We start from the raw sequence: 13,272 nt of genomic DNA on the forward strand, positions 1-13,272 counted from the left end.
GCAGGCGGGCCGGCGAGGCAGGGATGCGCGTCGTCGTCGCGCCGCGTGAACCTGCGCGCGGCCCGTCAGCGCGACAGCGCCAGCCGCAGTCCGAAGCCCAGCAGCAGCGTGCCGGCGATGCGGTTCAGCCAGCGCGCCAGGCGCGGGCTCGCGCTCAGGCGGTCGGCCAGCCGCCGCGTCAGCAGCACGACGACGCTGCAGTACGCCAGTGTCAGTGCCGCGATCGTCGCGGCCATGAACACGAAGGTCACCAGCCCCTCGTGCCGCGCCGGGTCGACGAACAGCGGGAAGAACGCCATGTAGAACACGATGGCCTTCGGGTTGAGCAGCGTGATCGCCAGCGCCTGGCGGAAGTAGTGCCCGGCGTGGATGCGCACCACCGGCGCGTCGCCGGGCCGCGCGACGATCATCTTCGCGCCGAGCCACGCCAGGTACGCCGCGCCGAGCCACTGCACCGCGGCGAACAGCGCCGGCGACGCCCGCAGCACCGCGGCCACGCCGGCCACCGCGAGCCACATCAGCACCTGGTCGCCGGCGATCACGCCGGCCGTGGCCGCGAAGCCGCCGGCCAGCCCGCCCTTGCCGGTCGAGGTGACCAGCGCCAGGTTGCCCGGCCCGGGCACGGCGAGGAAGACGATGACGGCGACGGCGAAGGCGCCGTAATCGGTGACTCCGAACATGGAAGCGGTTGGAACGGGGAAGCGGTCGACGCCGATCGGGCCGCAGCGCGGCGGGCGCCCGATTGTCGCCGCCCGCGCCCCGCAGTCGCCGTGCCGGCTCAGGTCTCGTCGGTGTCCAGGCGGCGTGCGATCACGGCCTGCGCGGCGTCGCGCAGCCGCACCGCGGCGGCGAAGGCGTCGGCGGCGTCTCGCGGCACCTCGATCGGCGCTTCGATGCGCAGCCGCAGCGCCGCGCGGCGCGGCCAGCGGCGCTCGCCGGGCAGCAGCGTGCGCGTGCCGGTGAGCACCAGCGGCAGCACCGGCACGCCGGCCTGCGCCGCGGCGAGGAAGGCGCCGAGATGGAACGGCAGCAGCTGCGGCTCGTCGACGAAGGTGCGTTCGGGAAACACCAGCAGCGTGTGGCCGTCGCGTGCCAGCGCGGCCAGGCGCTGCGCATCGGCGACGCCACGCTGCGCCTGCACGCGCTCGACGAACACCGCGCCGAGGTGGCGCAGGAACGGCCCGGCGACGCACTGGTGCTCGAGTTCGCGTTTGGCGACGAACACGCACGGCCGCGGCAGTGCCGCCACCAGCACCATGCCGTCGGCGTAGCTGCCGTGGTTGCACACGAGCATCGCCGGCCGGCCGTCGCGCAGGTGCGCGAGCCCGTCGACCGTCAGCGGCACGCCGCCCAGGCGCAGCAGCGTGCGCGCCGCACGGTGGCCGAACGCCCAGGCCGCCTGCGGGCGGCGCAGGCCCAGCGTGACCAGCCACGCCGGCGGCGCGAGCAGCCAGAACAGCAGCGATGCGCGCGCGCCGAACCACGCGGCGCCGAGCGCGCCGGCGGCGGCGCGTGCACGCAGCGCGACCGCTCCGGCGGCCAGGCGCAGCCACTGCCGGCGCGCACCGGGCGTCGCGCGCCCCACGCGCCCCTGCTCGACCAGCTCGCGGCAGGCCGCGCGCCGCACCTTGCCGCTGGAGGTCTTGAGCACGGTGTGCGGCGGCGCGAGCACGATCTCGTCGGCCGGCTCGCCGATCGCACCGACCACCGCCTGCGCCACCGCGTCGCGCAGCGCGGCGGCGTCGGGCGCGCGGCGCGGATCGACCTCGGCAAGCACGACCAGCCGCTCGGTGCCGCTGCGCGCATCGGCGCGGCCGAACACCGCCACGCCGCCCTTGCGCACGCCGTCGACCGCGGCCACCGCGTCCTCGATCTCCTGCGGGTACAGGTTGCGCCCGCCGCGGATCACGATGTCCTTCACGCGCCCGGTGACGTACACGTCGCCGTCGGCGACGTAGGCGCGGTCGCCGGTGTCGAGCCAGCCGCGGTCGAACAGCCGTGCGGTCTGCTGCGGATTGCGCCAGTAGCCGCGCGTGGCCGACGGCCCGCGGAACTCGAGGCGGCCCTCGACGCGCTCGGCCAGCGGTCGGCCGGCGTCGTCGACGATGCGCACCTCGTGGCCCGGCAGCACGCGACCGCACGCGACGAAGCGCAGCGCCGTGGGGTCGTCGTCGCCGGCCGGCTGCGCACGGCGCTCGCGCTCGAAGGTGTCTCGCTGCACGCGGTCGATGCGTGGGCCGCGTCCCGGCGGCGGGAACAGCAGCCCCACCGCCGACTCCGCCAGCCCGTACACCGGCGTCACCGCCTCGGGGCGCAGGCCGCAGGCAGCGAAGCGCTGCGCGAAACGCGCCACCGTGTCCGGGCTCACCGCCTCGGCACCGTTGAATGCCAGGCGCCAGCTGCGCAGGTCGAGCCCGCGCAGCGTGGCGTCGTCGATGCGCGCCAGGCACAGTTCGTAGGCGAAGTTCGGCCCCGCCGACAGCGTGCCGCGCCAGCGCGTGATCGCCTGCAGCCAGCGCTCGGGCCGCGCGAGGAACGCCAGCGGCGACATCACCACCAGCGGGAAGCCGACCACCAGGCTGCCGAGCCAGGCGCCGATCAGCCCCATGTCGTGGTACAGCGGCAGCCAGCTGACGAACACGTCGTCGGGCGTCGCGTCGACGGCACGCGCCATCGCGCGGATGTTGGCCAGCAGGTTGGCGTGTGTCAGCGCGACGCCCTTCGGCTGCCCGGTGCTGCCCGAGGTGTACTGGATGAACGCGACGTCGCCGGCGCGCACCGCCACCGGCCGCGGCGCCGGCGCCCCGGCGGCGAGCTGCGACGGCCTGAGCACCTGGCGCAGCCCCGGCACGCGCGCCTGCAGCAGCCGCGCCACCGCCATCGCCTGCGGCACGCTGACCAGCGCCACGGCCTGCGCGTTGGCCAGGATGCCGGTGTGGCGGCGCACGTGGTCCTCGAGCTGCGAGGCGCGTGCCGGCGGGTAGATCGGCACCGGGATCGCGCCGGCGCGCAGGATGCCGAGGTAGGTGAAGAAGTACGCCGGCGATGTCGGCAGCATGATCGCCACCGTCTGCCGCGGCTGCACGCCGGCGCGCTGCAGCCCGCCGGCCACCGCCGCCGACGCGCCGGCGAGCTCGCGATAGCTGATGCGCGTCTCGACCGCATCGCCGCCGGGATCGCCCAGGTGCACGATCTGCGTGCGCTCGGGATGCAGCCGCAGGTGCGCGTCGAGCGCGTCGAGCAGCGTCGTCGCGCCGTCGATCGTCGGCGCGTCGTGCGCAGCGGCCGCCGTGTCGGGCGTCGCGCCGCCCGTCACGCCACCCGCCACGGCCGCTGCGACGAGCGCAGGCGCGACCGGCCCGCGCTCGCCGGCGCCGCGCGCGCGGGCGCGTTGCACCGCGCGCCACAGGTCGCCAACGGTCTCGGCGGCCGACAGCGTGTCCTCCGGCAGCGCGACGCCGGCGGCGCGCTCGATGCGCAGCAGCAGCTCCATGCGCCCGAGGCTGTCGAGCCCCAGGTCGCGATCGAGCACGCTGGCCGCCTGCACCGTGGTCGGGCCCGGCGCGCCGGGGTGCAGATCGTCGAGCGTCGAAGCCACCAGCGCGCACAGCGCGGCCTCGTCGGGCAGCCCGGCGGGTGGCGGGGGCATGTTCGCAGGCATGAACGGCGATCATCGCGCGGTGCGCGTCGCCGCGACCGCGCCGCACGCCCTGCCGTTGACACGCATCAGCGCGCAGGGGCGACGCCGCGACGCCCTGCGCAGGCGGCTGCGCTAGCCGTACAGCCAGCCGACCAGCGCCAGGCTCAGCGACGGGAACAGCAGCACCAGCAGCACGCGCAGCGCGTCGCTGGCGAGGAACGGCAGCACGCCCTTGTAGGTCTCGACGATGGGCACGTCCTTGGTGATGCCGTTGACGACGTAGACGTTGAGCCCCACGGGCGGCGCGATCAGCCCGATGCCCATCGTCATCAGCACCAGGATGCCGAACCAGATCGCCTTGGACTCGCCGGCCAGTCCCATCAGCTCGAGGCCCATGATCGCCGGGAACAGCACCGGCACGGTCAGCAGCACCATCGACAGCTCGTCCATCACGCAGCCGAGCGCGACGTAGAACAGCAGCACGCAGCCGACGATGACCAGCGGCGAGACGTCGAGCGTCGACACCCACAGCGCCAGCTGCGCCGGCAACTGCGTCACCGCCAGCGTCGAGTTCATCATGTCGGCGCCGAGGAAGATCATGAACACCATCGCCGAGGTCTCGGCGGCGCCGAGGAAACTGCGCGCGATGCCGGCCCAGTCGAGTTCGCGGCGCAGCAGCCCGGCGACGAAGGTGCTCATCGCGCCCACCGCGGCGCCCTCGGTGGGCGAAAAGACGCCGCCGTAGATGCCGCCGAAGACGATCGCGAAGATCGCGACGATCGGCCACACGCCGGCCAGCGCGCGCCAGCGGCGCGGCCACGGCAGCGGCTCGCTCGGCGTGGCCAGTTGCGGGCGCAGCCGGCACACCAGCGCGACGACGCCGACGTACAGCGCCACCGCGATCAGCCCCGGCACCAACGCCGCGGCGAACAGCTTGGCGATGTTCTGCTCGGTGAGGATCGCGTAGACCACCAGCGGCACCGACGGCGGGATCAGGATGCCCAGCCCGCCGCCGACGGCCAGCGACCCGGTGGCCAGCCGCCCCGAGTAGCCGTGCTTCTTCATCTCGGGGTAGGCCACCTGCGTGATCGTCGCCGCGGTGGCCACCGCCGAGCCGCACACCGCGCCGAACACGCCGGCGCTGAGGATCGAGGCCATCGCCAGCCCGCCGCGCACGTGGCCGACGAAGGCGGCGGCGGCCTGGAACAGCACCCGGCTCAGGCCACCCTGCGTCGCGAACTGCCCCATCAGCAGGAACAGCGGAATCACCGACAGGTCGTACACCGTCAGCCGCGCGACCGCCGAACCCTTGAGCAGGTTGATCAGCGAGCTCTCGTTGGTCAGCGCGACGTAGCCGAGCGCGCCGGGCACGAACATCGCGGCGGCGATCGGCACGCGCGCGGCCATCAGCAGCATCATCGCGGCGAACATCGCCAGCCCGATCGCGGTGGGCGTCACGCGCGGAACCCCGTCAGGTCGCGCCCGGCGGCCAGCAGCGCCGCCTGCACCAGGGCGATCAGCGCCGTCAGCGCCAGCCCCGGCGCCAGCGACGCGTAGACCCACCACATCGGCAGGTCGAGGATCATCGTCGCCTCGAAGGTCTGGCGCGAGTCGATCGCGCCCACCGCGGCGCGCCACGACAGCAGCGCCGCCATCGCCGCGAGCAGCAGCGCGCCGAGCGCGTCGAGCCAGGCGACGTGGCGCGCGCGCAGGCGCTGCGTGAAGAAGTCGACCATGATGTTGCTGCCGTGCAGCTGGCACCAGGGCAGGCTCAGCGAGATCGCCAGCGCGATGCCGAACTGCGTCAGCTCGACGTCGCCGGGGATCGGCGCGGAGACCGTCGCGCGGCTGGCGATCGAGACCACCACCGTCACCGCGATCGCGAGGGCGACCAGGCCGCCCGCGAGCGCGAACCCCCAGGCGATGCGGTTGAGCAGGCGAAGCATCGGCGAAACCCCCGATCGAACGAACGGGGCGGGGGCCACGACGGGCCGGCCGCCCCGTTCAGCGCAGCGCCGCGCGCCGAGCCGGCGCGCGGCGGCGGTGCGTCACTTCTTGGCGTACTTCGCGAGCAGGTCGCGGGCGTCCTTCAGCAGTTGCTGCCCGTTGCGGCCGCGCTTGTCCATGTCGGCCACCCATTCCTCGTACAGCTTGGCCGAGGCCTTGGCCCAGTTGTCGGTCTCCTCGGCGCTGAGCTCGAAGAAGGTGTTGCCGCGGTCGACCGCGTGCTTGCGCGCCGCGGGCTTGCTGTCGTCCCAGATCTTGCCGATCTGCTGCGACAGCGCGGCGCCGCTGTTCTCGTCGATCACCTTCTTCAGGTCGGCGGGCAGCTTGTCGTAGGCGGCCTGGTTCATCGCGAACACGAACACCGCCGAATACAGCGCCGGGCGCGACGGGTGCGTCTCGGTGTGGTACTTGACCATCTCGTGCATCTTCAGCGACGGGATCACCTCCCACGGCAGCAGGAAGCCGTCGATCGTGCCCTTGCTGATCGCGTCGGGGATCGCCGGCAGCGGCATGCCCACCGGCGCCGCCCCCAGAGTGGCCAGCAGCTTGTTCGTCTGCCGCGTCGGCGCACGCATCTTCAGCCCGCGGAAGTCGGCCAGCGACTTCACCTGCTTGTCGCGCGTGTGCACGTAACCTTCGTCGTGCACCCAGGTGGCGAGGATCTTCGTGCCCGGAAACTCGGCGGTGGCGTGCTTCTGCAGGTAGTCCCAGGCGGCCTGCGCGCCGGCCTCGGCCGAGTTGGTCATGAACGGCAGCTCGAACACCTCCATCGCCGGGAAGCGCCCGGCGGTGTAGCCGGGCAGCGTGATCACCAGGTCGGCGACGCCGTCGCGCACCTGGTCGACCAGCTGCGGCGGCGTGCCACCGAGCGACATCGACGGGAACACCTGGCACTTCAGCCGGTTCGCCGACGCCTTGGCGACCTTGTCGCACCACGGCGCGATGACGTTCACCGACGCCATCGCCTGCGTGTTCCAGATGTGGTTGAACTTCAGCGTGACGTCCTGCGCCGCCGCCGGCAGCGCCGCCGCCAGCGCCGCCGCCAGCGCGCCGATCTTCAGCAGGGTCTTCATCGCGAGGTCTCCGGGCCAGGGGCCATGGGGTTTCGACGCGCGGCAGCATATCGGGTCACACGGCCGCGGCCCATTCGCGGAACCCCCCAAGCGCCGGCGGACGCGCCCGGGCCGTCCCGATCGTGCCGCAGCGGCCGAGCGCTGCCGGGACCGCGCGGCGCCGTCCCCGCAGGCGCCGAAGGCGCACCGGAGCGCGCCTCACCTCATGCGACGACGGTGCCGATGCAGTCGCCGAAGCCGATGCGTCGCGCGCCCGGACCGGTGCAGTGGGCGCGCAGGATCACGGTGTCACCGTCGGCGAGGAAGGCGCGCGTCTCGCCCGAGGCCAGCACGAGGGGCTGGCGTCCCCCCTGGCTCAGCTCGAGCAGCGAGCCGCCCTGCCCCGGCTGCGGCCCCGACAGCGTGCCGGTGCCCAGCAGGTCACCGGGCTGCAGGTTGCAGCCGCCCACGGTGTGGTGCGCGAGCAACTGCGCCAATGTCCAGTAGGCGTCGAGGAAGTTCGACCGCATCAGCTGCTGCGCCGGCAGGCCGCGCTGGCGCATCGCCGCACTGTGCAGCCAGACCTCGAGCGTGACGTCGATCGCGCCATGCGTGCGGTTGAACTCGCTGTCCAGGTACGGCAGCGGCGCCGGATCGCCAGGCGGGTGCGCGAACGCCCGGCGGAACGGCGCCAGCGCGTCCATCGTCACGATCCACGGCGAGATCGTGCTGGCGAAGTTCTTCGACAGGAACGGCCCGAGCGGCTGGTACTCCCAGGCCTGGATGTCGCGCGCGGACCAGTCGTTGAGCAGCACCGTGCCGAACAGGTGCGCCTCGGCACGGTCGATCGGCACCGGGTCGCCGAGGGCATTGCCGACGCCGACGAACGCGCCGAGTTCGAGCTCGTAGTCCAGCCGCTGGCTGGGGCCGACGTCGGGCATGTCACGATCGGGGCGCTTGACCTGCCCGTGCGGGCGGCGAACCTCGTGCGGGCCGACACCGATCGACGAGGCGCGACCGTGGTAGCCGATCGGCACCCACTTGTAGTTCGGCAGCAGCGGGTGGTCGGGGCGGAACAGCTGGCCCACCGCGGTCGCATGGTGGATGCCGGTGTAGAAATCGGTGTAGTCGCCGATGCGGCAGGGCAACTGCATCTCGGCGTCGGACTGCGGCACCAGGCACAGCTCGAGGAACGGCCCCTGGTCGCTGTTTTCGGCAAGCGCCGCCGACAGCGCCGCGCGCACGCGCCGCCACGCCTTCGGACCCAGCGCCATGAACGCGGCGAGGTCGCCGGCGGCCAGCGGCACCAGCAGGTCGGTGACGCCGTCGGGCCAGGGGCACTGCGCGGCGGCGAGTTTCAGGTCGAGCACCTGGTCGCCGATGGCCACGCCGATGCGCACCGGCTCGTCGGTCTTCGCGCGGCGGAAGGCACCGAACGGCAGGTTCTGGATCGGGAAGTCGCAGTCGGCGGCGTTGGCCGAGGCGACCCAGCTCGTCAGCGCCGGGTCGTGCGTGGCATCGGTGAGGCTCATGGTCGGAAGCGGTCCTGCAGGCCGGCCCAGCAGCCGGCGTAGTCGGTGTCGAGCGCGCCGCAGGACAACGCGTACGCGGTGGGGCGGAAGCGCCAGCGGCTCTCGAACATGAAGGCCAGCGTCGCGTCGAGCTTGTGCGGCGCCAGTGCAGCGTGTGTCGCCTTGTCGAAGGCCTCGGCGTCGGGGCCGTGCGGCACCATGCAGTCGTGCAGGCTCATGCCGCCGGGGCGGAAGCCCTCCGGCTTGGCGTCGTACTGGCCGTGGACCAGTCCCATGAACTCGCTCATCACGTTGCGGTGGTACCAGGGCGGGCGGAACGTGTCCTCGGCGACCATCCAGCGCGGCGGGAAGATCACGAAGTCGCAGTTGGCCACGCCGGGCGTGTCGCTCGGGCTGGTGAGCACCGTGAAGATCGACGGGTCGGGGTGGTCGAAGCTGATCGAGCCGATGGTCATGAAGGTGCGTGTGTCGTAGACGTACGGCACCAGGTTGCCGTGCCAGGCGACGACGTCGAACGGCGTGTGGTCCTGGCGCGCGGCCCACAGCGCGCCGCCGAACTTGCGCACGATCTCGTGCGCGCCATCGTCGGCCTCGAAAGCCGCCACCGGGGCACGGAAGTCGCGTGCGTTGGCCAGCCCGTTGCTGCCGATCGGCCCGAGCTCGGGCAGGCGGAACGGCGCACCGTAGTTCTCGCACACGTAGATGCGCGACGCGCCGTCGACCGCGACCTTGAACACCATGCCGCGCGGCAGCAGCAGCACCTCGCCGGGCGCGGCGCGCAGCACGCCGCACTCGGTGGTCACCGTCAGCGCGCCCTGCTGCGGCACGAGCAGCATCTCGGCGTCGGCATTGACGAAGGCACGCCGCGTCATCGAGCGGTTGACCAGCGCCAGGTGCGCGGCCACGCCGGTCTGCGCTTCGGCGTCGCCGTTGACGACGATGGTGCGCATGCCGTCGACGAAGTCCAGCGGCTCGTCGGGCACCGGAATCGGCTGCCAGCGCAGCGGGTCGGGTGGCGTCGCGACACCGTCGGCGGCGCCGGTCTTCCAGAGCGGCTGCGCATACGCCTGGTAGCCGCCGACGGCCACCGACGGCCGGCGCCGGTACAGCCAGGTGCGCAGGTTCTGGTGCCGCGGGGCGGTGAACGCGGTGCCCGACAGCAGCTCGGCGTACAGGCCGTGCGGCGGCCGCTGCGGGCTGTTGCGGCCCTGCGGCAGCGCGCCGGGCACCGCCTCGGTGGCGAACTGGTTGCCGAAACCGCCCTGGTAGCCCGGGTCCGCGCTCATGCCGTTCTTCCTTCGCGCTGGCGCAGCACGCTGGCCCGCGCCGCGGCCAGCGCCTGGCGCAGCACGTCGAGCCGGCCGACGTGGTTGGCCAGCAGCAGCACGAGCTTGGCGTTGAGCTCGTGGCTCTGCGCGGTGCCCAGGTCGCGGTGCGCGTCGATCAGCGCCTCGTAGAAGTCGTCGGGCGCGTCGAGGTGAGGTTCGGTGATCAGCGTGTCCATGGGGTCCTCGTCAGGCCGTGGCGGTGGCGCGTGCGATCGCGTCCTCGACCGCGGCCGTCGTCGGTGCGCGCCAGCGCGCGGCCACATGCTGGTCGGGGCGCAGCAGGTAGGCGCTGCCGGGTCGCAGGTCGTAACGCCGGGCGAGCCAGCCGTCGGGGTCGTCGGCCGGCGACAGCACCAGCCGCTTGAGCGGCAGCCCGGTGCAGCAGCGCGGCGCGGTCTCCCAGGCGAGCAGCGTGAAGTCGCCGCCGAGCTCGCGCAGCAGCCAGCTCGCGCGGCCGTCGATCGCCAGCGGCGCGTCGGCCGCCGGCGCGCCGGGGCGCATCGCGCCCTGCCAGTCGGCGTCGGCGTCGGCCGTGTTCAGCGGCGAGCCGTCGTAGGTGCTCGGCAGCGACAGCCGTCCGCTGTTGACCAGCCGCCGCGCGAACGCGTGCTCGCGCGACAGGTCGAGCACGGCGTCGCGGAACAGCCGCGAGACCTCGCTCTTGGGCGTGATGAAATCGGTCGAACGCGTCGAGTTCAGCAGGTTCTCGTCGGCGGCGCGCTCGCGCTCGACGGCGTAGCTGTCGAGCAGCGACGCCGGCGACGCGCCGCGCAGCACGCGGTCGAGCTTCCAGGCCAGGTTGTCGACGTCCTGCACGCCCGAGTTCGCACCGCGCGCGCCGAACGGCGAGACGCGGTGCGCCGCGTCGCCGGCGAACAGCACGCGGCCGTGCCGGAAGCGGTCCATGCGCTCGCAGGCGAAGGTGTACACGCTGGCCCACTCCAGCTCGAACTTCGCGTGGGCGCCGAGCAGCGCACGCACGCGCGGCACGATGCGCTCGGGCTTCTTCTCCTCGTCGGCGTCGGCGTCCCAGCCGAGCTGGAAGTCGATGCGCCAGACGTTGTCGGGCTGGCGGTGCAGCAGCACGCTCTGGTTCGGATGGAACGGCGGATCGAACCAGAACCAGCGCTCGGTCGGGAAGTCGGCCGCCATCTTCACGTCGGCGATCAGGAAGCGGTCGCGGAAGGTGCGGCCCTTGCTCTCGAGCCCCATCAGCCGACGCAGCGGTGACCGCGCGCCGTCGCAGGCGACCAGCCAGTCGCTGGCGACCTCGTAGCGCCCCTCGGGCGTGTCGACGCCGAGCAGCACGCCGTCGTCGCGCGCCTCGAGCGCCACCACCTCGTGGCGGAAGCGCAGCTCGAGGTTCGGCAGCGCGGCGGCACGCGCGACCAGATAGGCCTCGGCGTAGTACTGCTGCAGGTTGACGAAGGCCGGCCGTTCGTGGCCGGGCTCGGGCAGCAGGTCGAAGGTGTAGACATGCTCGTCGCCGAAGAACACCTTGCCGACGTTCCAGCCCACGCCCTTGGCGACCATCGGCTCGCCGACGCCGAGACGGTCCCAGATCTCGAGCGTGCGCTTGGCGAAGCAGATCGCACGCGAGCCGACCGACAGGCGGCAGTCGTTGTCGAGCAGCAGCACGCGCTGGCCACGCTGCGCGAGGTCGATCGCCGCGCTCAGCCCCACCGGGCCGGCGCCGACGACGACCACCGCGTGGCGCGCCGGCCGGCCGTCGCGCGCGTACGCGTCCTGGTCGGCCGAACGCTGGTAGTCGAACTCGAGCGCCTGCAGTTGTGCACCGCCGGCGTCGGGCGGCAAGTCGATGGGCCTCATCGCGGCGCTCAGCTTTCCAGCGCCGCCCACATCTGGCGGTCGCGCTCGGCCGTCCACACGCGCGGGTCGGGGTGCTGCGTGGCCTCGTCGTAGGCGCGCGTCACGTCGAACGGCATGCAGTGGTCGAAGATCACCCACTGGCCGTAGCGCGGCTTGAGCCGGTCGTAGGTCTCGCGGTAGACGGCGTTCAGGTCCTTGCCGGCGGCCGCACCAGAGCGCACGCTGGCCCAGAGGTCGCTGACGAAGGCCCGGGTGCCGGCCAGGCCCTGCGCGACCTGCGCCTCGCCGCGCAGCGCGGCACCGCGCCCGGGCACCAGCGCCAGCGGGTTCAGCGCGGCGATGTTGTCCAGCGTGGTCGGCCAGTCCTCGAAGTAGGCGTCGCCGGCATACGGCGTGGCGCCGAACTCGACCAGGTCACCCGCGAGCATCGTGCGCTCGCCGGGCAGCCAGACCACGGTGTCGCCCTTGGTGTGGCCACGGCCGAGCTGCAGCAGCTGCACCTCGAGGCGGCCCAGCCACAGCGTCATCCTGCCGGTGAAGGTCATCGTCGGCCAGGTCAACCCCGGCGGCACCGTCTCGACGTTGCGGAACAGGCGCGGGAAGCGGCCGATCTCGCTGGCCTTGTCGGCCTCGCCGCGCTCGACGATGAGGTCGTAGGTGTCCTGGCTGGCGATGATCTCCTGCGGCCGGTAGGCGCTGGCGCCGAGCACGCGCACGGCGTGGTAGTGCGTCAGCACCACGTACTTGATCGGCTTGTCGGTGACCTCGCGGATGCGCCGGATCACGTCGGCGGCCATCGCCGGCGTGGCCTGCGTGTCGGCGACGAGCACGGCATCGTCGCCGACGACGACGCCGGTGTTCGGGTCGCCCTCGGCGGTGTAGGCCCAGGCGTGCTCGGAGATCTGCTCGAAGCTGACCTGCTTTTCTTCCAGGTCGGCTTGCGAGGCGAAGGCTTTGCTCATGGTCGGGTCCTCGGTCGCGCTGAATCGGTTCGGGATGGGGTTCTGGGCTTGATCTTAGTCAGAAAGTTCGTTAATGTCTAACTCATTCAATTAAGTAGAAGCGCGTAAGGCGGCCAGGACGATGGACGACACGACCCTCGGCGATCACGGCGCGCGCGGTTCGCGCGGCATCCAGAGCATCGAGGTCGGCGGCCAGTTGCTGCTCGCGCTCGCCCATCACGGCCGACCGATGGCCCTGAAGGACCTCGCACGCGACGCCGGCATGCCACCCGCCAAGGCGCACCCCTACCTGGTCAGCTTCGGCAAGCTCGGGCTCGTCGAGCGCGACGCCGCCAGCGGCCACTATGGACTCGGCCCGCTGGCGCTGCAACTGGGGCTGATCAGCCTGCAGCAGTTCGACCCGGTGCGCCTGGCCACCGCGGTGATCGACGAGCTCGCGCAGGCGATCGGCCACACGATGGCGATCGCCGTGTGGGGCAATCGCGGGCCGACGATCGTGCGCGTCGCGCCGCCGCCCGGCGCGGTGCACGTGGCGATGCGCCACGGCACCGTGATGAGCCTGACCGGCACCGCGTCGGGCTGGTTGTTCGCCGCCTGGCGGCCGTGGGCCGAGGTCGCGCCGCTGCTGGCGATCGAACGCGCGGCGGCACCGATGTCGGACGCGTCGCTGCGCCGACGGCTCGACGAAGTGCGCGAGCGGCGCCTGGCGCGCGTCGTCGACGCGTCGCTGCCCGGCGTCAGCGCGCTGGCGGCGCCGGTGTTCGACGAACGCGGCGCGCTGCTGCTGTCGCTGACCGCGATCGGCCCGACCGCGGCGCTCGACACGGGCTGGGACGGCGCGCCGGCCGCGCGGCTGCGCGACGCGGCCGACGACCTGTCGCGGCGCCTCGGCGGCACGCCGCCGCAGGCGTAGGCCCGCGC

The 13,272-nt window shown here is 73.1% G+C and carries 11 protein-coding genes; 1 reads left to right on the forward strand and 10 read right to left on the reverse strand.

Translation table 11 applies throughout. The features are described 5' to 3' along the window. Nucleotides 1–65 precede the first annotated feature (65 nt). The 10 genes from leuE to PKC53_RS01895 all read right to left on the reverse strand — a co-directional run bounded on the left by leuE (nucleotide 66) and on the right by PKC53_RS01895 (nucleotide 12,351). Nucleotides 66–680 carry a leucine efflux protein LeuE gene (leuE, locus tag PKC53_RS01850; protein WP_324425710.1) on the reverse strand — a complete coding sequence of 205 codons (615 nt, stop codon included), beginning with the start codon at nucleotides 678–680 and terminating at the stop codon, nucleotides 66–68. Nucleotides 681–778: 98 nt separating this feature from the next. Further along, the gene (locus tag PKC53_RS01855; protein WP_324425712.1) at nucleotides 779–3,661 is read right to left on the reverse strand and encodes an AMP-binding protein; all 2,883 of its coding nucleotides are present in this window, start codon (nucleotides 3,659–3,661) and stop codon (nucleotides 779–781) included. 111 nt (nucleotides 3,662–3,772) lie between these two features. Further along, nucleotides 3,773–5,098, reverse strand: coding sequence for a TRAP transporter large permease (locus PKC53_RS01860; protein ID WP_324425714.1), 1,326 nt, complete (start codon nucleotides 5,096–5,098; stop codon nucleotides 3,773–3,775). Further along, complete coding sequence (locus PKC53_RS01865) at nucleotides 5,095–5,586, reverse strand: TRAP transporter small permease subunit (protein ID WP_324425716.1); 492 nt, start codon at nucleotides 5,584–5,586, stop codon at nucleotides 5,095–5,097. Before PKC53_RS01865 ends, PKC53_RS01860 begins: the two co-directional genes overlap by 4 nt. Before the next feature lie 102 nt (nucleotides 5,587–5,688). Next, entirely contained in the window at nucleotides 5,689–6,720 is a 1,032-nt protein-coding gene (locus PKC53_RS01870) for a TRAP transporter substrate-binding protein (RefSeq protein WP_324425718.1), read from the reverse strand. A gap of 203 nt (nucleotides 6,721–6,923) precedes the next feature. Next, complete coding sequence (gene fahA, locus PKC53_RS01875) at nucleotides 6,924–8,231, reverse strand: fumarylacetoacetase (protein WP_324425720.1); 1,308 nt, start codon at nucleotides 8,229–8,231, stop codon at nucleotides 6,924–6,926. Beyond that, nucleotides 8,228–9,517 carry a homogentisate 1,2-dioxygenase gene (gene hmgA / locus PKC53_RS01880; RefSeq protein ID WP_324425722.1) on the reverse strand — a complete coding sequence of 430 codons (1,290 nt, stop codon included), beginning with the start codon at nucleotides 9,515–9,517 and terminating at the stop codon, nucleotides 8,228–8,230. The genes fahA and hmgA overlap by 4 nt, the downstream gene beginning before the upstream one ends. Continuing rightward, nucleotides 9,514–9,735: a DUF2783 domain-containing protein gene (locus PKC53_RS01885; protein ID WP_324425724.1), complete on the reverse strand. Its 222-nt coding sequence runs from the start codon at nucleotides 9,733–9,735 to the stop codon at nucleotides 9,514–9,516. Before PKC53_RS01885 ends, hmgA begins: the two co-directional genes overlap by 4 nt. A gap of 10 nt (nucleotides 9,736–9,745) precedes the next feature. Then, on the reverse strand, nucleotides 9,746–11,389 hold the full coding sequence (locus tag PKC53_RS01890; RefSeq protein ID WP_324425726.1) for an FAD-dependent oxidoreductase: 1,644 nt from the start codon (nucleotides 11,387–11,389) through the stop codon (nucleotides 9,746–9,748). An 8-nt stretch (nucleotides 11,390–11,397) separates the two neighbouring features. Continuing rightward, nucleotides 11,398–12,351 carry an MBL fold metallo-hydrolase gene (locus PKC53_RS01895; protein ID WP_324425728.1) on the reverse strand — a complete coding sequence of 318 codons (954 nt, stop codon included), beginning with the start codon at nucleotides 12,349–12,351 and terminating at the stop codon, nucleotides 11,398–11,400. Between the two features lie 121 nt (nucleotides 12,352–12,472). On the opposite strand from PKC53_RS01895, the gene PKC53_RS01900 reads away from it, so the two are divergent. Beyond that, entirely contained in the window at nucleotides 12,473–13,264 is a 792-nt protein-coding gene (locus tag PKC53_RS01900; RefSeq protein ID WP_324425730.1) for an IclR family transcriptional regulator, read from the forward strand. Nucleotides 13,265–13,272 lie beyond the last annotated feature (8 nt).

The sequence above is a fragment of the Azohydromonas sp. genome (assembly GCF_035325925.1).
GTDB lineage: Bacteria > Pseudomonadota > Gammaproteobacteria > Burkholderiales > Burkholderiaceae_C > Calidifontimicrobium.

What these genes read in the sequence shown, in the direction of transcription:
- leuE (WP_324425710.1), bottom strand. Translation starts at nt 680, where the DNA reads ATGTTCGGAGTCACCGATTACGGCGCCTTCGCCGTCGCCGTCATCGTC.
- PKC53_RS01855 (WP_324425712.1), bottom strand. Translation starts at nt 3,661, where the DNA reads ATGCCTGCGAACATGCCCCCGCCACCCGCCGGGCTGCCCGACGAGGCC.
- PKC53_RS01865 (WP_324425716.1), bottom strand. Translation starts at nt 5,586, where the DNA reads ATGCTTCGCCTGCTCAACCGCATCGCCTGGGGGTTCGCGCTCGCGGGC.
- PKC53_RS01870 (WP_324425718.1), bottom strand. Translation starts at nt 6,720, where the DNA reads ATGAAGACCCTGCTGAAGATCGGCGCGCTGGCGGCGGCGCTGGCGGCG.
- fahA (WP_324425720.1), bottom strand. Translation starts at nt 8,231, where the DNA reads ATGAGCCTCACCGATGCCACGCACGACCCGGCGCTGACGAGCTGGGTC.
- hmgA (WP_324425722.1), bottom strand. Translation starts at nt 9,517, where the DNA reads ATGAGCGCGGACCCGGGCTACCAGGGCGGTTTCGGCAACCAGTTCGCC.
- PKC53_RS01885 (WP_324425724.1), bottom strand. Translation starts at nt 9,735, where the DNA reads ATGGACACGCTGATCACCGAACCTCACCTCGACGCGCCCGACGACTTC.
- PKC53_RS01890 (WP_324425726.1), bottom strand. Translation starts at nt 11,389, where the DNA reads ATGAGGCCCATCGACTTGCCGCCCGACGCCGGCGGTGCACAACTGCAG.
- PKC53_RS01895 (WP_324425728.1), bottom strand. Translation starts at nt 12,351, where the DNA reads ATGAGCAAAGCCTTCGCCTCGCAAGCCGACCTGGAAGAAAAGCAGGTC.
- PKC53_RS01900 (WP_324425730.1), top strand. Translation starts at nt 12,473, where the DNA reads ATGGACGACACGACCCTCGGCGATCACGGCGCGCGCGGTTCGCGCGGC.